The 20,619-nt window shown below is 43.9% G+C and carries 17 protein-coding genes; 1 reads left to right on the top strand and 16 read right to left on the bottom strand.

What is annotated here, in order from left to right:
- The 9 genes from NI467_RS10170 to NI467_RS10130 form a co-directional block, all read right to left on the bottom strand.
- A partial coding sequence (locus NI467_RS10170) for an aconitase family protein (protein WP_253152767.1) occupies positions 1 to 589 on the bottom strand: 589 nt, incomplete at its 3' end.
- The gene (gene prpC, locus NI467_RS10165; protein WP_253152766.1) at positions 589 to 1,746 is read right to left on the bottom strand and encodes a 2-methylcitrate synthase; all 1,158 of its coding nucleotides are present in this window, start codon (positions 1,744 to 1,746) and stop codon (positions 589 to 591) included. The genes NI467_RS10170 and prpC, both read right to left, overlap by 1 nt.
- 75 nt (positions 1,747 to 1,821) lie before the next feature.
- Complete coding sequence (gene prpB, locus NI467_RS10160) at positions 1,822 to 2,706, bottom strand: methylisocitrate lyase (protein WP_151207835.1); 885 nt, start codon at positions 2,704 to 2,706, stop codon at positions 1,822 to 1,824.
- A gap of 445 nt (positions 2,707 to 3,151) precedes the next feature.
- Entirely contained in the window at positions 3,152 to 4,789 is a 1,638-nt protein-coding gene (locus NI467_RS10155) for a long-chain-fatty-acid--CoA ligase (RefSeq protein ID WP_253152764.1), read from the bottom strand.
- Positions 4,790 to 5,192: 403 nt separating this feature from the next.
- Positions 5,193 to 6,212 carry an AraC family transcriptional regulator gene (locus tag NI467_RS10150; RefSeq protein ID WP_151207831.1) on the bottom strand — a complete coding sequence of 340 codons (1,020 nt, stop codon included), beginning with the start codon at positions 6,210 to 6,212 and terminating at the stop codon, positions 5,193 to 5,195.
- A gap of 163 nt (positions 6,213 to 6,375) precedes the next feature.
- Positions 6,376 to 8,208, bottom strand: coding sequence for a DUF1302 domain-containing protein (locus NI467_RS10145; protein WP_253152762.1), 1,833 nt, complete (start codon positions 8,206 to 8,208; stop codon positions 6,376 to 6,378).
- Positions 8,209 to 8,453: 245 nt separating this feature from the next.
- On the bottom strand, positions 8,454 to 9,197 hold the full coding sequence (locus NI467_RS10140) for a carboxymuconolactone decarboxylase family protein (protein WP_253152761.1): 744 nt from the start codon (positions 9,195 to 9,197) through the stop codon (positions 8,454 to 8,456).
- Between the two features lie 83 nt (positions 9,198 to 9,280).
- Positions 9,281 to 11,116, bottom strand: coding sequence for a DUF1302 domain-containing protein (locus NI467_RS10135; protein ID WP_253152759.1), 1,836 nt, complete (start codon positions 11,114 to 11,116; stop codon positions 9,281 to 9,283).
- Positions 11,117 to 11,452: 336 nt separating this feature from the next.
- Complete coding sequence (locus NI467_RS10130; RefSeq protein ID WP_253152757.1) at positions 11,453 to 12,046, bottom strand: alpha/beta hydrolase; 594 nt, start codon at positions 12,044 to 12,046, stop codon at positions 11,453 to 11,455.
- 893 nt (positions 12,047 to 12,939) lie between these two features.
- Here NI467_RS10130 and NI467_RS10125 point away from each other — a divergent pair.
- Positions 12,940 to 13,953: an AraC family transcriptional regulator gene (locus tag NI467_RS10125; RefSeq protein WP_253152755.1), complete on the top strand. Its 1,014-nt coding sequence runs from the start codon at positions 12,940 to 12,942 to the stop codon at positions 13,951 to 13,953.
- 220 nt (positions 13,954 to 14,173) lie between these two features.
- Here the strand turns inward: NI467_RS10125 and NI467_RS10120 are convergent, their stop codons facing one another.
- From NI467_RS10120 to NI467_RS10090, 7 genes are all read right to left on the bottom strand, one after another.
- Positions 14,174 to 15,166, bottom strand: a complete 993-nt coding sequence (locus NI467_RS10120; protein WP_253152771.1) for a YeiH family protein — start codon at positions 15,164 to 15,166, stop codon at positions 14,174 to 14,176.
- Positions 15,167 to 15,203: 37 nt separating this feature from the next.
- Positions 15,204 to 15,521: a Rieske 2Fe-2S domain-containing protein gene (locus NI467_RS10115; RefSeq protein ID WP_253152753.1), complete on the bottom strand. Its 318-nt coding sequence runs from the start codon at positions 15,519 to 15,521 to the stop codon at positions 15,204 to 15,206.
- The gene (locus NI467_RS10110; protein WP_253152743.1) at positions 15,518 to 16,174 is read right to left on the bottom strand and encodes a DsbA family oxidoreductase; all 657 of its coding nucleotides are present in this window, start codon (positions 16,172 to 16,174) and stop codon (positions 15,518 to 15,520) included. Before NI467_RS10110 ends, NI467_RS10115 begins: the two co-directional genes overlap by 4 nt.
- Positions 16,171 to 17,508 (bottom strand): MFS transporter, encoded by a 1,338-nt coding sequence (locus NI467_RS10105; RefSeq protein ID WP_253152726.1) that lies wholly within the window; start codon positions 17,506 to 17,508, stop codon positions 16,171 to 16,173. Before NI467_RS10105 ends, NI467_RS10110 begins: the two co-directional genes overlap by 4 nt.
- 131 nt (positions 17,509 to 17,639) lie before the next feature.
- Positions 17,640 to 18,689: a 3-keto-5-aminohexanoate cleavage protein gene (locus tag NI467_RS10100; RefSeq protein ID WP_151207815.1), complete on the bottom strand. Its 1,050-nt coding sequence runs from the start codon at positions 18,687 to 18,689 to the stop codon at positions 17,640 to 17,642.
- A 61-nt stretch (positions 18,690 to 18,750) separates the two neighbouring features.
- The gene (locus tag NI467_RS10095) at positions 18,751 to 19,599 is read right to left on the bottom strand and encodes a TauD/TfdA family dioxygenase (protein WP_253152724.1); all 849 of its coding nucleotides are present in this window, start codon (positions 19,597 to 19,599) and stop codon (positions 18,751 to 18,753) included.
- A gap of 24 nt (positions 19,600 to 19,623) precedes the next feature.
- Positions 19,624 to 20,610: a quinone oxidoreductase gene (locus NI467_RS10090; RefSeq protein WP_253152722.1), complete on the bottom strand. Its 987-nt coding sequence runs from the start codon at positions 20,608 to 20,610 to the stop codon at positions 19,624 to 19,626.
- Between the last annotated feature and the right edge of the window lie 9 nt (positions 20,611 to 20,619).

The raw sequence follows: 20,619 nt of genomic DNA, 5'->3' as shown, positions 1-20,619 counted from the left end.
CACAAGTATCCGGGAATGCCACGCCATCACGGTTTTGAATGACTGGAGACATTTTCTCCAGATTGATCTGGTGCATGATGCCGTTACCGGCTGGAATCACATCGACATTTTCAAACGCGGTTTTGGTCCACTCAATAAAATGGAAACGGTCTTCATTACGACGGTCTTCAATGGCCCGGTTTTTTTCAAAAGCATCCGGGTCAAAACCGCCATATTCCACCGCTAAAGAGTGATCAACGATCAATTGCGTTGGTACCACCGGATTGACTTTGGATGGATCGCCGCCCTGCTCGGCAATGGCATCGCGCAAACCGGCAAGGTCAACCAGTGCAGTTTGACCGAGAATGTCATGACAGACCACGCGGGCGGGATACCAAGGGAAATCGTGATCCTGTTTACGGTAAATCAGTTCTTTTAATGACTGTTCAAGAATTGCGGGATCACAGCGGCGCACCAGCTGCTCGGCCAGTACTTTGGAGGTATAGGGAAGTTTGGCATAGGCGCCTGGCTGGATATCTTCCACAGCCTGGCGCACGTCATAATATTCCAGCGGGGTGCCTTGCAGCGGTTTACGATATTTTTTGTTCATTAACCACGCTCCGCCAATGGTTTAAACTGAAGGTTTTCAGGACCTGTGTAGTTCGCGCTTGGACGGATAATTTTTCCATCTTGACGCTGTTCGATCACGTGCGCTGACCAGCCTGCTGTACGGGCAATCACAAACAATGGCGTAAACATTGCAGTCGGAACACCCATTAAGTGATAGCTCACTGCACTAAACCAGTCGAGGTTCGGGAACATGTTTTTTACTTCTTTCATCACTGCTTCCAAACGCTCAGCGATTAAGTACATCTTGGTATTTTCTTGTGCTTCTGCCAAATCATGGGCCACTTTCTTGATCACTTCATTCCGTGGGTCAGAAATCGTATATACCGGGTGACCAAAACCAATAATCACTTCTTTATTTTCAACACGTTTACGAATATCTGCTTCTGCTTCATCTGCATTTTCATAACGTTGTTGAATCACAAATGCCACTTCATTTGCACCCCCATGCTTAGGTCCGCGCAGCGCACCAATACCGCCGGTAATTGCCGAGTACATATCAGAACCTGTACCTGCAACCACACGTGAAGTAAATGTAGATGCGTTGAACTCATGCTCAGCATACAAAATTAATGAGGTATGCATGGCCTGAATCCATTCTTCAGATGGTTTTTCGCCATGCAGCAAATGTAAGAAATGTGCGGCAATGGATTCATCATCAGTTTCAACTTCAATACGACGACCGTTGTTGCTGAAGTGATACCAATACAACAAAATTGAGCCCAAACTTGCCATTAATTTATCGGCAATATCTTTGGCGCCCGCTTTGTTATGATCTTCATGTTCTGGTGTTAAACAACCCAAAACTGACACCCCCGTACGCATTACATCCATCGGGTGTGCAGATGGTGGTAATTGCTCAAGGGCGGTTTTAAGTGCGACCGGTAAACCACGCAGTGCTTTTAATTTGGCTTTATAGGCTTTGAGTTCGGCTTTATTCGGTAATTTGCCATGGACAAGCAGGTAAGCCACTTCTTCAAACTCGCTTCCTGCTGCAAGATCAAGAATGTCATAGCCACGGTAATGCAAGTCATTGCCGCTACGCCCTACGGTACAAAGGGCTGTATTGCCTGCAACCTGCCCGCTAAGTGCAACTGATTTTTTTGGTTTGAAGCCTGTGGCTGGTTCATATGAGCTCATAAGATCGTCCTTTCCTATTTATTCCTGTCTGTTTAATTTTTTGTAGCACACGGCAACATCCGCCGTGTTTACTGTTTATTTGGTTTTGGCAAATGCATTGTCCAGATAGTCTTCAAATGCGTAGTAATTAATACGTTCATATAACTCTTTACGCGTTTGCATAATGTCTACTACGTTTTTTTGAGTGCCCTCTTTACGCAGGGTTTCATACACGGTTTCAGCAGCTTTATTCATGGCACGGAAAGCCGAAAGTGGATAAAGCGCCAGGCTTACATCGGCAGATGCCAACTCTTCAGTCGTAAACAGTGGTGTAGAACCAAATTCGGTAATGTTTGCCAAAATCGGCGCACCAGTTTTCTGTGCAAATTGCTTGTACATCTCAAGCTCGGTAATTGCTTCAGGGAACAGCATATCAGCACCTGCTTCAATGTAGGCACCCGCACGGTCAATGGCTGCCTGTAAACCGTCAACCGCCAAGGCGTCGGTACGTGCCATAATCACAAAGCTATCATCGCTGCGGGCATCTACCGCAGCTTTAATACGGTCAACCATTTCTGCTTGAGTCACAATGGCTTTGTTCGGACGGTGACCACAACGTTTGGCACCGACCTGATCTTCAATGTGCATTGCACCGGCACCATACTTGATGAGCGATTTCACTGTACGGGCAATGTTAAAGGCAGAAGATCCAAAACCTGTGTCGGCATCTACCAGTAATGGCAGATCACAGACATCGGTAATACGGCGTACATCGGTCAAAACATCATCAAGGTTACTGATGCCCAAATCAGGCAATCCCAGAGAACCGGCTGCTACACCACCACCTGATAAGTAAATTGCTTTATAACCGGCACGTTTTGCTAAAAGTGCATGATTGGCATTAATGGTTCCGACCACTTGTAAGGGCTGCTCTTGGGCGACTGCATCGCGAAATAGCTGACCCGCAGTTTGTTTAGCCATTGTTATATTCTCCTTGTCCTTGTGACAGTATGTACTCAATATTTTTCTAAGACGGATTGATCTACCGATCCATGATTAATTCGCCAGGTTCACGATTAACTCATGCAGTTACACATTTAAAATATTGGTATTTTCCGGTGCTTCTTCAGTCAAGCGCGTATATTTCAAAAGTTGCTCAGATTAATCAGGCTGAAGTTTATATACTTTCAAATCAACTACTTATCCAAATGAAACGTATTACAGCATGTCGTTTTTATTTAGAAAACAGCCTATATACCTACTTGCAATAATCTTTCGTACTGAAAAGATTTGATTTTAAACACTATTAATTTGATGAGCTTGAGAAAGTCCAGCAAGATGATGAACAGCTTAATTCATGGCTCTTTCCTTTATTTCTAAACACCTTAATAGTGATTATATTTTCCTGATTAATCCGATTAAAAATTTAGACCGGAATGGCTTCCAATAGCACAGAACCATATAGCTCACGTAAGTCTTTTTTCAGGATTTTTCCTGTCCCACCTACAGGGATTGAATCTACAAAAATCACTTTGTCTGGAATCTGCCATTTCGCAATTTTATTGGTATAAAAATCCAGCACTTCACTTTCTGTTAATTGACTATGCTGTGATCTTTTTGCAATTAAAATAGGCCGTTCATCCCATTTAGGATGGGTCGCCGCAATCACCGCGACGCTATCCAGCTCCGGATGTGCGATGGCAATATTTTCCAGCTCAACCGATGAAATCCACTCGCCTCCGGATTTGATCAGGTCTTTAGAACGATCACTAATCTGCATATAGCCATCTTGATCGAGCGTGGCAATATCGCCTGTATCGAACCAGCCATCCGCAGTTAAGGCTTGATCAAATTGATTAAAATAAGACTCAACAATCCAGTGACCTTTAATTTGCAGATGCCCCGGCGTGTGACCATCACGTGCAGATTGCTCAACTCCTTTCTCTTCATGACACAGGCGCAGGCTCACACCATAAGGTGGTCGCCCCTGAGCGTACCGGATTGCGGTCTGCTCGGCCTCATCGCTATCTAAATGCTTGGATTTAAGCTGGTTCACCACACCCAGCGGGCTGGTTTCTGTCATGCCCCAAGCGTGAATCGTTTCACATTGAAAATCGTCTTTAAACGCTTTCAGCATAGATGGAGGACATGCCGCGCCACCAACAATATTACGCACCAGACTTTCCAGTTTACTGCCAGCCTGATAGGCTGCCGTCAACAGGCCCTGCCAGATGGTCGGTACACCTAAAGCATTCGTGACTTTATATTTATCAATTAACTGCACCAGACTCGCACCATCCAGCATCGGACCCGGTAGAACCAGACTGCATCCCACCATCGCAGCAGAATATGGAGTACCCCAGGCATTAACATGGAACATCGGCACCACTGGCAAGATGCGGTCAAGCGCCGAGAAATTAAATGAATCTGGCAAGCTCGCAGCATAGCTATGTAAAACAGTAGAGCGATGCGTGTATAAGACACCCTTAGGATGACCTGTGGTCCCCGAGGTATAACACAATGAACTGGCTTTAGATTCTTCCAGTTCTGGCCACTCCAACTGATCTGACTGGGCGCGGATTAAATCATCATAAAAATAAACATTTGGTAAAGCTTTTTGAATTTCATCATCAAAGGCGTCCAGACAAATAAAGTGTTCAACACATGGAATGGAATCTTTAATAGATAACACTAAATTAATAAATGTTTTATCAAAAATCAGAACCTTATCATTTGCATCATTTACGATATAGCTGAGCTGTTCTGGAAATAGTCGAGGGTTGATGGTATGACAGACCAATCCACTACCTGAAATGCCATACCAGGTTTCCAGATGGCGATGATTATTCCAGGCAATAGTGGCCACGCGATCGCTAATCACCAAATCGAAAGATTCCAACACATTGGCAAAACGCTTTGCATTTTGTGCAACCTGACCCCAGTTGGTATGGGTCATCGTGCCATCCGTATTCTTTGAGATAATCGCCGTATCAGCATGATAGGTTGCGGCATGCTCGATGAGGCTGCTAATCAGCAGCGGCTGAAACATCATATTTCCGATCATCTAAAAACTTCCTTATTCACTAATTTTTTAGAGTAGTTTTTACATCCGTCGAGTATTTTCACACGGGAATTGCCCCTTAAATTACTCGCTTTTTTTATTTTGTTTTTGTCATTTGGTTTTGTATTTTTGTCATTTCGTCACAATGAGACAAAATATTTAAATATTAACTATGTCATTGTATTTATTCAATATAATTAAAACAAATGAAGCTTATTTATAAAACTGAAGCCGTTTTTTTGCTTTAAACCCGTCAGCCCCCCAATTCCACTCTTGATCCTTTGATAAATAACGACAGGTTTAAAAAAAATGCAGATAAAATTCACCCTTCATTTTTAGCAATGAAGGGTGAAATGGAAGATGGTTTGCTCATGGATTCAGCTATCGCGCCATGACAGAAAAATGTTTATGTCGCGACATGCATTCGCCGCCAACGTCCAGGCGTTATTCCATACCAACGCTTAAACGCCCGGGTAAAATTGGCCTGATCGTCATAACCAACTTGATTCGCCACATCAATAATCATGAGCTTTTTGTTTTTCAATAAAGTGGAGGCCAGATTTTTACGGGTATTTTCCAGCAACGCTTCAAATGTGGTCTGATCGCGATGTAAATAGCGGTACAACGTAAAGCGGTGTACGGAAAAATACTCGGCCACTCGTTCAATGGTACAGTTACGGTGCGGCAAAAGCTCTTCAATGATTTTACAAATCTGGCTGATCAGATCCAGACTTTCCCGGCTTTGTAATTCCGATAAATGCTGACGTAAAAACTGGTCAAGCTGACGGTCATGTCCTGCTCGTTGTTGATCCAGCTGTTCTTGTGGAAACAAAATTTCATGCTGCATTTGCCCAAACCAGACCGGACAGCCAAACACTTTTTCATACAGATGCGCGCACTTTGGTTTTGCATAGGAAATACGTACCAAAGACGGCCGCCAAGATTTGCCTAAAATCATTTCAATAATAGACACCATCGCGACCAAATAAGCAGTTTGATATTGCTCCTTGCCTGGAATATCACCATCAATATGCATACAAATACGTGCATACCCCTGATCTTCCTGCAAATCCAGTTTTTGACCGCGGTACCACATGCTGCCGTAATTAAACAGGCTCTGCATGGCATCTCGCATACTGGCGGCATTCAACACCAAAAACCGTAAAGGCCCGATATTTAAAAACTGGGCTTTTTTCCCAATCAATAACCCTAAATGGTCACAACCCGTTAACTCTTCCACAGCCTGAAAAATATGGCCTTGCGTTTGCAGGGAAATGGGCAGCAAATTATTTTTCAAGTCATCTAATTGAATAGCGAACTGATCGAATAATGCTTGCGCATCATGGCCCTGCTCTTGTAAATAATCGGCAATCAGATTAAGTATGCCAATAGGATTAGATTTTTCTTGAATAAAACTGTCCATCATTTACTTTGACCTCCTGAACTGCCGAAGGAAAACCAGCTTATCCTTAGCCTGTTTCAGTGCTATTTTCATTTTGCTAATCTGTTGAATGTGAACCCAGCCGATCCTGTTGACAAACATCAGGATAGATCAGGTCTCCTTGCCTTTATCTTTTTAAGCCCTTGCGTCAAAAATTCATTTTGAATACCAAAGAGGCAAAATCACGGTCATCTAAAACACTAAACTCGTTTGATCCAAAAAAGTTGGTATAGGCAAGTTCCGCCGTATATTTTTGCTGATAGGTAGCCGATACACTGGCACTCATGGCCATTTGCCCTTCCTGAAAATTTTGGCTATACCCATGAATATCATGACGAAACATGAGACTTGGAGTAATAACGGTAGCAGGCAATAACTCCGGATAATTTAACGCACCTTTTAAACGATACCCTAACGACCATTCACTGAAAAATCCATCTTTACTATTACAAAAACGCTCGTTCATTCGATCAATAGCTTCATCGGGTAAATGGGCTGTTCCATAGGCAGTACATTGAAACTCTTTGGTTTGCGGATTATAAGCTCCCGTCGATAAATCACTTCGACCAAATGCGCTACTGCGTCCGATACGATGATTAGCAATATCTGCAATATGATTAGCACCAAATTCTGCGGTCCATTTTAAATCTTTCCCACCCCAAAAATCAGGGAATGTATGGTTTGCACCTATGGAAAATTGAGTAACAGGCAATCGGACATAGCCTTTGATATATTGATTTAATTCCGGTGATACTCCCGGTTCGGTGAAAGGAGTATCCTTGGCTAAAATTTGAAAATAGACGATATCAGGGCCATTGAGCTGTAAGGGCTGGTTGGGCTTATGGTTGAGTTCACTATAAATAGAAGTCGCGCCAACTGTGGTACTCAAGCTTAAGCCATACATTTCAATATTTTCTGGATAAACTGCAAAAAAAGCAGCCGTATCAAAGTTTTCAGGGCCATAGCCTTTGACAGTGGTCGCATCAAAATTTGCAATCCGATTGTGAAAGTTGGCGTAATAAATTCCAAGTTCAGCATTGTTAAGAACCGGAATATTTTGTTTCAATGCCAAACCAAATTGCCCACTGTCCTTAGGCATACGGTCACTGGTCCTTGGGATATAAGTCTGATTGTTTAGCGCCGTTTCAGACAACTTGTCTCCTGAGGCAATCAGCATAGGACCACAGTTTTTAGGTAATACATCGGAAACTTCAAAAAAAGTTCCGCAGCCATCGGCCACCGTCGGCCTGAACTTAAATTGATAAAATCCTTCTACTTTTAGTTTTGCATTAAGCTGGGTAGAAAATGAGAACATTTCAGCTGGAATAATGTTTTCTCGAAATTCTCCTCCTGGACTGTTCATTGCCGCGAAGTCAAACGCATTGACTGAATTAAGCCCATTTAATAGAAAACGGGATTTGCCCCAATTTAAAGCTTGCTTGCCAATTTTGATATTTAAATCTTGATCATTATCAAAGGTGAAGTTTTTCCAGATATAAGCATCCCACAGATCAATCCCTTTAAATTTGGCCAGGCGAGGCCAGGCAGAATCATCAAATGCTTTTAAATCGCCATGTCCGGTTTCATAAGCATGGTCATACCAGTATTTTGTACTCAGTACAGCCCCCTGATGTCTCCCGTCTACTTTGACTTGGGTAAAACCTTTTATAATTTGAGAAATAGCATCATTTTTACTGAAGTTCATCCGACCATCATCAGCATTAATATCCAGGCTATTGCCTGCTTTACCAATATGGTTTGCATCTGGTTTATACAGTAAATTTCTGTCTGCTGACTGGGTACTCCAGCTTCCCCCTAAACTTAAATAAGTCTCGGTTGAAAGTTTCCAGTTTTCATTTAGCTCAAAACTGCCAGCACTGGTGTGAGGCGTAATAACCAAAATACCAGACATTATTCCAATATATTGCTTGCGCGATCTGCTGCTTCCTTTCCTATTGAAATATATAGATTGATTCACCATACCATCTCCATTTAGATATGATTGTTTTTGAGAATCCTGCTGCAACAATTGTGAAGAACCTAAATGAAAGGCCGTTAACCTTGAATTTGAAACTATTCGGTAACCAGTCCGCTTAAGCGGCCGCTATTTCCATACCCAGTTATTCTCCCCTCGCATTCAAGGCAGACAGCATCGAAATGAACAGCACACAAGCTTCCTCATGCGCTGTTTAAACTGCATGTCGCCTGTATTTAAGAAATCTCGCTTTAGAGCGCTGCAGGATATTCTTTTAGTACCTCTTGCAATAAAGAGACACCGACTTCAAAGGTTTCCAGTCCTTGCAAACTTACAATCTTAAAAACTTCCAGAATTTGTGCCTTGGTCGCCCCTAAAGCAAGAGCAGCTTTAATATGGCGCTGTATTCCGGGTTTCCACAGATGGGTAATATTGGCATCACCCGCTATGCAGAGAAGCTCAATCCAGAGCGGGGGTAATATGTCCCTACGCCAAACATCGGTGGCCATGTTTAAAAAATTTTCTAAATAGACAGGATCCCATAAATAAAGTGTTTCCCATGCAGGATTAAAACTTCCATTCTTACGCATCTCATCGCATACCGGAGTAGATGTTTTTTTAGCCTGGCTTTCTGGCATGCGGGTTAAAGACAATTCCTTAACTAAAATGGGAATTCCTAAGGCGCAGGAATGAATCCCCACAATACTAGCGAGTTTAAATACTTCGACAATTTCAGCTTGCGTAACCCCTAGTTTCAAGGCAGCCTGAACATGCTGTTTTACCCCTTCTGCATACAAATGGGTGGCGGTCACATCAATACATAAACGGATCAGAGTGACCAAGCGAGGATCTAGAGGCTGATTCTTCTGATCATTCTGAACCAGATCTGTCAGCTTCTGGACCCATACAGGATCATTCTGGATCAGGAACTCGATGGAAGTATCTAAAAATCCAGTTTCCTTTAGTGCATCAGAATCATGAGGTTGGTTCTTCACTTTATCCCTTTTATTCTTTCAATCTCTGTTTAAACTTAGGGCGATTCATAAAATCTCGCCCTGTTTTCATTGAAGTTTTTTAATTAAAAATTCATTTTAAATACTAAAGAGGCAAAATCACGATCATCCAGCGTACTGAAGTCATTAGTGCCAAAGAAGTTGGTATAGCCAATTTCAGCGGTATATTTATTTTGATAAGTCGCAGAAACTCCAGCAGAAATTGCCATTTGTCCTTCCTGGAAATTCGGACCATAACCATGTACATCATGGCGGAAGATCAGACTTGGCGTCACCGTCGTTTGCGCTAACAGATCGTTATAAGTCAATGCACCACGCAAACGATACCCCGCAGACCATTCTTCAAAAAAGCCTTTATCATTACAGTATTTTGCATTCAGTTTGCGAATTTCCTCATCTGACAATTTAGCGGTTTGAGGTGCAATACAGTAAGTACTCACATCATCCGGATCATAGGCGCCTGTGGACAGGCCACTACGGCCAAATGCACCACTACGGCCAAAATGATAGTTGCCCAGCTCTCCAATATGATTGACGCCCAATTCGCCCATGAAAGACAAAGAGCTTGCACCCAGTACATTCGGAATTGCACTAGCAGCGCCAATCGTAAACTGGGTGACCGGTACACGCGCATAACCCTTGATGCGCTCACCCAATTCCAGGGTTTCGCCTGGCGCGGTAATCGGTGTATCGTCAAAGAGTGCCTGTGCGTAGACAATGTCGGTACTGTTAAAATGCAGTGGCATGCTTGGCTTATAGTTTAATTCACTAAAAACAGCAGTCTTGCCGACTTTGCCGCTTAAGCTTAGACCATACATTTCAATATCTTCCGGATAGACTGAAACAATACGTGCAGTATGATAATTTTGGGCACCTGGTGCTGAAACCACCACCCCATCAAAATGCAGAATACGGCTGTGGTAATTGGCATAATACGCACCAAGCTCTGCATTATTTAAGCTCGGAATGGTTTGTTTAATGGCAAAACCGAATTGTCCGCTATCTTTGGCATATTCGCTTGGCAGGCGGGCAATACTGAAATTCACTGGGCCATTGATCGCTTCATCCGTGGTAAAACCCGGACCGCCCACCAAAAGCGGGCCACAGTTTTCGGCAAAGACGTCCGAAATTTCAAAAAAAGTGCCGCAACCATCAATAACGGAAGGCCTGAATTTAAACTGATAGAACCCTTCAACTTTAAGATTCTCATTTAAACCCGCTACAAAAGAGAACATCTCGACTGGAATAATACGTTCTTTGATGTCACCGCCCGGACGGTTCATGCTGGCAAAGTCAAAGGCACTGACCGAGTTTAAACCATTTTGGAAGAATTGAGATTTTCCCCAGTTCAAGGCATGTTTGCCCAGTTTCAGGTTCAGGCTTTTTGAGCCGTCAAAGTTAAAGTTCTTCCAGATATAGGCATCCCACAGGTCAATGCCTTTGTATTTTACAAGACGTGGCCATGCCGAATCATCAAATGGCAGAAAATCACCACGACCGGTTTCATACGCATGGTCATACCAGTATTTAGCACTTAGCACTGCACCTTGCTGATCGCCATTTAAACGTAGCTCGGTTAAGCCTTTGATCACCTGTGAAATGGCATCGCCTTTTTCAAAGTTAGCACGGCCATTATCCCCATTAATGTCAATACTCGAGCCTTCTTTGCCAATACTGTTCGCATCTGGTTTGTACAGCATCGCAGGATCTGGATCCTGGGTACTCCAGCTCTGCCCAATAGTCAGACTGGTGCTGGTCTCCAGTTTCCATTGATCATTTAATGTATAGCTTGCCGCTTGTGTATAAGAAACCGTAAAGATTAACCCCATAAATAGACTCAGCCTAGTCCGCTGCATATTTGGGTATTTACATTTTTTATTGTTTAGAACCTGACTCACCATATCATCTCCATATCGATATGATCATATTGCTTATGATGTGAAAATCTGGATTAAGCTAAAAAGCAGATTAATCCCTCGCTTGTTCTTCAAATACATCTTTAAATTGACCCAAGCTGACTTATGCCAAAATATAGGTTTCGCCATCCTTGGCTCAGACTAAGCTACTGAATTTAAATAAATGAAATTTGTCATTCAGCCATATTTTTTTGTCATTCTGTCACTTGGTACTGCTTTATCTTGCTCATTTTTTTAAAAAATTTAGAGCATAAAAGGCAATCTATAGAACTACACCGAATGTCTCGCGACATTATTGAACGCAAATATCTCTAGTATTGATTAAGCGCTTAAATTATCTTTTTGACCAAGCGCATCCAGCTGCAAAATATACTGCTCAGCATCAGGCCAAGCCCCATAACCTGCAGCTGGATTTAAGTGTCCAACCGCACCTGCATTGACCAGTTGACTACCCCATTGTGCTGCCATGTGTTCTACCGCTTCAAAAGAGGCCAGGTGGTCATTGGTACTGGCCACCACAATACTTGGGAAAGGCAGTTTATGGGTGGGCAAAGGCTCCCAACCTTCTTGGTGCAGCGCTTCTGGACTTGGGTAGTTTGCAGGCCAACTTTCTGACAAATCTGGCGGTGCTACCAATAAAGCACCCTGAATATTGGCATGGTGCAGGGCTGCCCAATGAACAGTCATTAACACGCCAGCACTGTGCGCCACCAAAATCACCGGACCCTCAATTTTTTCCAGCTCAGCCTGAATACGTGCGACCCGATTCGCGCAGTTCAATTTATTGGTTTCGGCAGGTTCCACCGTCCGCACTTTTTGCAAACCTGAAGCTAACAATGTCTGCCAGTGTTCCTCTACATGATCGCGTAAGCCGGGAATAATCAGTACTGTCGAATGTGTAAATAGTTTTTCCATTTGCGCACCTATTAAGCATTAAATACTTTGCCGATCCTTGGGCAAGGCTTATTGCTATCCAACATAAATTGATGACGCGGCAAACGATATACATAGCATGACAAACACTTGTCATTTGATGACATTTCAAAACAGCAATTCATTTCAAACGACCCAATAAACCAAAATAAGCATATGTTTTATTTAAATAAATTAGTTTTTTAATTCTTTTTCTTTCTTCACCGATGCTTTTTCTAACATTCCACCAATTGCCTAAAACAAATACAGCCCTAATAATAGGATCTGTTGACAATTCGTCTATGTTTCAACGCAAGAAATATATCTCGCAAGATTCTTTAGCTGAGATAAGGGATGAGGCAGGAAATTCAGCCATTTGAAATGAATGACTCATAATGAGAGAGCAGCAGAAGTATGCTTGCCCTGAAAGGCAGTAGCTAAAACCGGCTCGGATTTCATTATGAAAATGGGCAATAGTGGTGTTACTCTCTTCCTTTTCATGCCTGCTCTGCTCAGTTTTAGCTTGCAGCGCAATTCTTATACAATGTCAACAGACCCTAACTTAGAGTTTCGCTCAGGATGTGCTGAAACCTTCAAAACAATGAATCGTTGTAGAGAATAAAGGAGGCATCAACTGCTTAAAAGAACGGTAGCTCTTTCATATCTATACCCTGTAAATTTAGCTTAGGCAGATGGCCTCAGTCAGCAGCGCCCGGCTGTCCGTCAGTGCAGGCTGGATCCAGCTTAAACAGTGGCGCAGACAGATAAAATTCAGCATCAAAGGAGAACAGAAAAGTGGTATAAATTATCTACAGAATAATTGTATTTTAAGTATTAAATATCGGTTATAGATAAAACATCAATCAGGATGGATTGATGCAGACAGAGAGACAAAGATGGTCCCACTTGCACATACGGCTGTACTCAAAAACTATTTTGATGTCAGCCAACGACTAGCCTTAAATCCATATCACTTACTTTCCAATGCCGGCATTTTCCCTGCCCTGCTTAATGACGTCAAGCAGCGAATTCCGGTTGATAAAGCCATTCATTTACTTGAGCAATCAGCGCAAATCAGCGGCTGTGAAGCCTTCGGTCTTTATATGGCTGAACAGCGCCAGATCGCAGATTTCGGTGAACTAAGCCTGTTGCTGAGCTATCAGCACACCCTGCGTGATGCGCTGCAAACCATTGTCAGATACCGCAATATTATTAACAATGCGCTGGAAATGTGCCTTGAAGAAATTGGCAATACGGTGATTATCCGGCTGGAAGTCATTTCCGAGTTTAATGGCTACAGCCGTCAGGCAATTGAATTAGCGCTCGGCATCACACACCGTTTCTGCACGGCACTTCTCTCTCAAAAATGGAATCCTCTCAGTGTCCATTTTACGCATAATGCACCGCATGACCTGACTGTCCATCAACGTGTATTTGGCTGTCCTTTAGAGTTTGGCAGTGAGTTTAATGGTATTGTTTGCACCATAGCCGAACTGGACAAAACCAATCCGCAAGCCAATACCGCAATGGCAGATCACGCGCAACGTTATTTAGATATTGATCTTCTGCATAATGAAAATGAGTCTTCCATTATTTCTGATATTCGCAAAAGTATTTATCTGCTGTTGCCCATGGGACGTGCGACGATTGCTCAAGTTGCACATACCCATGGGGTCAATGTCCGTACCTTGCAGCGACGTTTAGAAGCGTCTAATACCAGTTTTAGCAGTTTAATTAATGATGTTCGACGAGTTCTGGTTTTCCGTTATCTTAAAAATCCACATTATTCACTTGGGCAGGTTTCGGACATTTTAGGTTATTCGATGCCCAGCTCTTTTACCCGCTGGTTTATCAGCCAGTTTGGGGTCTCACCTACCGAGTGGCGTCACAACCATTTAATGGTGCACTAAGTCCCGGAATGGCAGGCGTCAAAAAAGGGAAATAAAATATTTTATTTCCCTTTTTTGTTTCGTTCATTTTAAAGTTTTAACAACACAGCACAGCATGCATAAAAAACCAGTCACGCTGGCCTGTTAAATGTTCAGTCTTAGGATCAAATTCGTCAGCTCAGCTTCAAAAGCTTCGCTGGCGAATTGCTGCTAATGATTGAATATCTTGAGAAACCAAGAATTAAAATAGCCAATACATCACGGCCAAGACCAGCACGACCAAGAAGATACTTTCACCGACCATAAAGAGTACCGGCTTTATTCCGACGGTTGCCAGTTCTTTAAACTGAGTTTTCATACCAAGGGCACTGATTGAAATAATCAAGCACCAGCGTGATAAGTCACTCACTCCCCCCTGCACGATGGACGGCACCCATCCTGTGCTATTGATGCAGGCAAGAAGTAAAAAGCCTACCGCAAACCACGGCAATAACGGCGGACGTTTGCCCGTTGAACTTACGCCTTGCATGCGGGTGATCATTGCTGCGCAGACAATAACCGGTAACAGCATGGCCACACGCATCAATTTTACTACGGTTGCCGTATCGCCTGTTTCCGTTGACATACTGTAGCCCGCACCCACCACCTGAGCCACATCATGAATGGTGGCACCTAAAAATATGCCGGCGTGCTGTGGTGATAACTCCAGCCACTGCGCAATCATGGGATACACAATCATGGCAATGGTAGAAAGTGCAGATACGCCAATGACGGTAAATAAAGTCGCTTTTTCTTTCTGCGGATGGTTAGGCAGCGCAGCCGAGAGCGCCAATGCGGCTGAAGCACCGCAAATTGCCGTTGCACCACCCGTCAGCATGCCAAATAAACGCTGGAAACCAATCAGTTTGGCAACCACCACTGACACTGAAATGGTGACCACAATCAAAGTGAGTACCAGCACAATAGGCTGCCAGCCTAATGCTGTAATCTGTTCCAGGGTAATGCGCATACCCAGCAATGCAATACCAATGCGCAGCACTGTACGTGCAGTAAATTCTATCCCGGCTTTACAATGACCTTCAGTAGCTAAAAAACTTAAACTCATGCCTAATAACAAGGCAAACAACATCACAGGGGCGCCATAATGCTCAGCCAGGAAACTCGCCGCAGCAGCTGCAACCAGACTCACGGTAAATCCCGGTGCCAATTCACGTGCTCGCTGTATCCAGCCCATTCTCTGCCCCAAGTTAGTTTGACCTGAACTATTCATGTCACGCTCCTTCGCCTAATCGAATGAATAGCTGCTCACCTTCAGTTTCAACGGTATAAGACGGTACTTTGAGCTGAGTTGAGTTCACCATATAACCGTCGGTCAAATTAAAACGCAGGCCGTGCGCACAACACTGAATGGTACAGCCATCCAATTTACCGCTAAATAAGGATGCTCCCTGATGCGGACAGCTGTCATCAATGGCATAGAACTGACCATCAATATTGAAGAGCACGAGAAACTTCTCCCCGACGTTTAAAAAAACACGCTCACCCAAGGAAGGGATCTTTTCATCTGGAACTTCAAAGCGTCGTGTCATACCACCGCCTTCCTTTGTACAGCCAGTACATCCAGCATGGTTTTATAAAGTGCGCTTGCAGGTTGCGCACCAGCCATAGCATAACTGCCATCAAATACAAAATACGGCACGCCTTTTCCGCCCGTGTTAGCTGAAATAAACGGCAAATGGGGCGCAGCCAAAAGTTCGGTGATCTGCTCCTGTGCATAACCACACTCTATTGCAATTTTCTGCAAAACCGCAGGATCTGAAATATTTTCAGACTGATGGAAATAAGCAGAAAATAGCTTTTCAAGCAAAAGATCATGCTGAGCCGAGTTACCGAGTTTCATGGCATGAGCAAATATCCTATGAGCTCGGGCTGTATTCGGCATACGCGCTATACGTTCAAAGTCGATATCTACCTCGACGGCTTTTGCTGCCTGACGCACCTGCTCCTGACGCATTTTCACAGCAGTTCGACTACCTAGACGCTGTAAATAAAAAGCTTTAAAGGGCACTCCTTCGACCGGAATGGAGGGTAGTAGCTGTACGCCCAGCCATTTGACCTCCACTTCAACCTCGGGATGGCTCAGTTTCAATTGTTGAATGGCCGCTTGAAGTTGACGTTTTCCAATCAAACACCACGGACAAATAAAATCGAAAAATACGTCGATACCAATTTTTAATTTCATGTCTGGTCACCTTCTTTTGATGACATAGAATTTTGTTCAGATGCAGCTTGTACATTAAAGCCTGCCATATCACGCATATAATGGCGTTTGGCATAAAAGAAAACGGCTGCGGCCAGAATACTCATCGCTGGCACCAGCTGGAATGCAAGATGTAAACCAATAAAGTCGGACAGCTTGCCAACCACTAGCGGACCTAAGGCCAATCCCAAAAAATTATTAGCCAAAGTTAAAGTCGCAAATGCAGTACTGTGCACAGAGTTATGGGTCAGATTGGCCACCATCGCACTCGATGGCCCATTAGTTCCTAATGCCAGAAACATGCCCAAAGCAATCATGATTAACTGCGGAGTGCCTGCGGGCATGGCAAAAGCAATCGATAGTAATACGCAGCCCAGCAAACAATACACAATAGCCAGCGTCACTTTACGATCTGGACGACCTTTGCCCAAACGGTCACAGAGCATACCGCATAAAATCGTACCGACTGCACTACTTAAAATGATAACCGCCGCAATTACGCCCGCTTTATCTGTACTCATACCATAGTAACGGTTCAGATAACTCGGAAACCAGACAATCACCGTACCGCCAACAAACAGCTGTAAGCCGCTGCCAATATAAGTTGCAATGACAGAGCGGCTTGAATAGATAGATCTTAATGAGTTCTTGGCTAAACCATCTTTTTGCGTTGCATCTACTTTTTTCTTCGTCGAACCAATTTTTTTCTCTTTGACTAAAATTGGATAGAGCGTTGCTAAAGCCAGGCCAAATACTGCCATGGCACCAAAAGCCCAACGCCAGCCAAAATTCTCCGCCAGAATGCCGCCTAAGGCCATCCCTAAAAAAGACCCAAAAACACCGCCAGCCATAAATGAGCTAGCTAATGTTGCGCGCATATCTCGAGGAAAAACCGCCACCACAACCGCAATGCCTACACTGCCATAAGCCGCTTCACCGACCCCCACCAAAAAGCGGGCAAACAGCATATGCTCATAGCTTTCTGCAACGGCGCAACCCAAGGTGGCTAAACTCCATAAAACAGCCATTAGAGTTAAGCTTTTTACCTTGCCAAATTTGTCTGCCAAAATAGATAAAGGCAAGGTCAGTAAACCTACCATCAATGCCACAATACCGCTGAGCAGACCTAACTGCCCGTCGGTTAATGTCCATTCATTTTTGATTAAGGGAAAGACGGCATTAAGAACCTGACGTGACATATAGTCAGAAATCAGCAGTCCAAATGTCAGTGCAAAAACAATCCAAGCATAACGGCGAGGAATTCCAATAGATGTATCGATGCCTGTTGCTGATGCTGAATACTGATGTGCACCCATACAACCTCCTTGTATTTTTATTTTAAGTTATTCATTTCATATGCGAAGAATCACAAAGTGAAATCCTTTGCAATTCTTCGCATTTTGGTGCTTTTCTTGAAGCAAAAATCCTATTTGCTCAAGTTTTTCAACTAGCGTTGTGGTACACCTTTTTGGCCCGGCCTGCGGTTTGGTGCCATACCATTGGCCAGTAATGTTTCTTCAATAGTGTCGTACTGAACGCCAATACGATAAATTTCACGCGCTTCTTTACCATTTGCAACTTCACGGCCAAGTTCATGGGCAATACGAACCGTCTGTTTGATTTGCTCAACTGAAGAGAAACGCTCGCCTTTATGATCAATGATCGTATCTTCATTACCGACACGTGCATGCAGCCCCATTGCCATTGAAATGGTATTCAGCGGCAGGACATTTTTCAGTAAGGATTCAGAGGTCAAGGTACAGCCATCTGGAACACGATGCACGAAATTAAAGAAGTTAAATGGATTTGGTCCATCGAAACCGCCGCCAATACCAATCCAGGTCAAGTTCATCGGGCCTTTGTAAAGACCTTTACGAACCAGTCGCTCCAAGGTTTCCAGGCCATGCATACCAGTCAACTGGAAATGTGGCTGAATCCCATTGGCAGCCAAGCGTTTAAGATGCTCAATAAGCCATTCCGGACCTGCTGGAACGGTCATTTCTGCATAAGCTGCCTGAACCGCAGGATTTTCCAGTGATGTACCTTTTAAATATTCTGGATATAGAAGTTCCATAATATTCATTTGTGTGGTGTTAACCGCAACCGTAACCTGATCTGGTTTCGGATCTAACTCGGCCAGTTTGTGACGTGTGTCATCACTGAGCCAAAGTGCGGCCTCACCTTCGCTTTCAGGTGCAAAGGAAATAGAACCGCCCACCTGAATAATCATATCAGGTACAGCTTTACGTACACCTGCAATCAGCTCATTAAACTTCGATAAGCGTTTTGAACCTTTGCCGTCAAGCTCGCGGACATGCAAATGCAGTACCGATGCACCTGCTTCATAACATTCCACCGCTTTCTGGATTTGTTCTTCCATGGTCACAGGAATGTCTTCAGGAAAATCTTCAGGCATCCACTCTGGGCCGTACGGCGCAACAGTAATGACCACTTTTTCCATGTTTTCTGGGTGCAAAGAATCGTCAAAGAATTGCATGTGCATCTCCTTATGTATTTTTAATTGTGAATTTAACTCGTTGTGTGCGGTGTACTAACCTTTAATAGGTCGCGTCACCAATAATGCCTGCGCGCTCCATTTTGCGATGGCAAGCCGGATAATCCATCACGGCATAATGCTGTGTACTGCGGTTGTCCCAAATTGCAATACTGTTGGGTTTCCAGCGCCAGCGTACTTGATACTCAGGAATATAAGCCTGAGAAATGAGGTAACGCAGCAAGTCTGAAGCACCCGGGTTTGCATCCTGCCCAAAGCGGACATGCTCTTTGGTATGAAAATTACTCAAATGCGTCGTGAATGCATTTACATATAAAATTTTTTCACCGGTTTCCGGATGGGTGCGTACTACAGGATGCTCTGCATCTGGATACTGGGCTTTTAATGCCAGCCGCTTTTCGATCGGCATGGCAGCACCGAAACTCGCCTCAATACTATGATAAGCCCGTAAATCGGCTATTTTTTCTTTAATATTTTCTGGCAGATTCTCATAAGCTAGCACCATATTGGTCCACATAGTGTCACCACCGACCGGTGGGCATTCAACACAGCGCAGCACACAGCCCATCGGCGGAATTTTTCGCCAGCTGGCATCGCTATGCCAGGAATTTTCATAACGGTCGATTGGACTGTCCGGGTTTTTATAAATTTGCACCAGACCCGGATGTTCAGGGTGACTCCCCAAAGCCGGGTGATCTTCCAGTTGACCAAAACGCTCGGCAAAGGCCACATGCTCTGCACGTGTAATATCTTGATCTCTTAAAAATAAAACACGGTGCTGCAATAGATTACTGCGAATCTCTGAAAACAAGTCATCATCATGAATCGCATCGGCCACATTGATGCCGCTGATTTCTGCCCCGATATGGCAGCTTAATTTTTCAATTTGCATAAGAAATCCTTTCCAGCAAAATTCTTAAATTACGAAAATAGATGAACCTGTGGTTTTACGTGCTTCAAGATCACGGTGTGCCTGAACAGCATCCTTGAGTTCATAACGCTGATTGATTTCAATCTTGATACGGCCACTGGCCACATGATCGAATAACTCATCTGCCAGTTCCTGTTTTTCAACCGGATCGGCAATGTAATCTGCCAATGCCGGACGAGTAATAAACAATGAACCTTTCATTGCCAGTAAAACCGGATTGAAGTCTGGAATTGGGCCAGATGCAGTACCTACGCAAACCAACAGACCACGGCGTTTCAGTGAGTCAAGGGAAGCCATAAACGTATCCTTGCCTACACTGTCAAATACAACGTTTACACCGACCCCATCAGTCAGTTCATGTACACGTTCAGCAACATTTTCATGACTATAGTTAATGACATGATCACAGCCGTGTGCGCGAGCAATTGCTGCTTTTTCTTCTGAAGATGTGGTGCCGATCACAGTCAAGCCCAGCAGCTTTGCCCATTGCGCAATAATTAGACCCACACCGCCCGCAGCAGCATGCAGTAAAATGGTATCGCCTTTTTTAAAGTCATAAATACGGCGCATCAAATAGGCAGAAGTCAGTCCACGCATGGTCATTGCCGCTGCGGTTTCGCAAGAAATGCCTTCAGGTAGCTTGATTAATACATTCGCATCGACCAGTCTTGCAGTACTGTATGCGCCCAGTGTATTAATAAAACCGGTATAAGTAACTTTATCGCCTACCTGAACATTGCTAACGCCTTCACCAACAGCCTCTACTACACCAGCTGCTTCAACTCCCATCCCGTTTGGGAGCGGAATCTTATAGGTGCCATCGCGAAAGTAGGTATCGGCATAATTTAGACCAACAGCAACGTGTCGAACACGAACTTGACCTGCTTCAGGTTCTCCTACATGAATATCTTCCAGATACATGACATCTGGAGCACCTGTTTCATCGAACTTGACTGCTTGATTTAAACTCATTTCCTTTCC

It is taken from the genome of Acinetobacter sp. S4397-1 (assembly GCF_024129285.1).
GTDB classification, from domain to species: domain Bacteria; phylum Pseudomonadota; class Gammaproteobacteria; order Pseudomonadales; family Moraxellaceae; genus Acinetobacter; species Acinetobacter lwoffii_C.
Note: the sequence above shows the minus strand (reverse complement) of the source record. Positions and strands in the feature narration are given on the sequence as shown.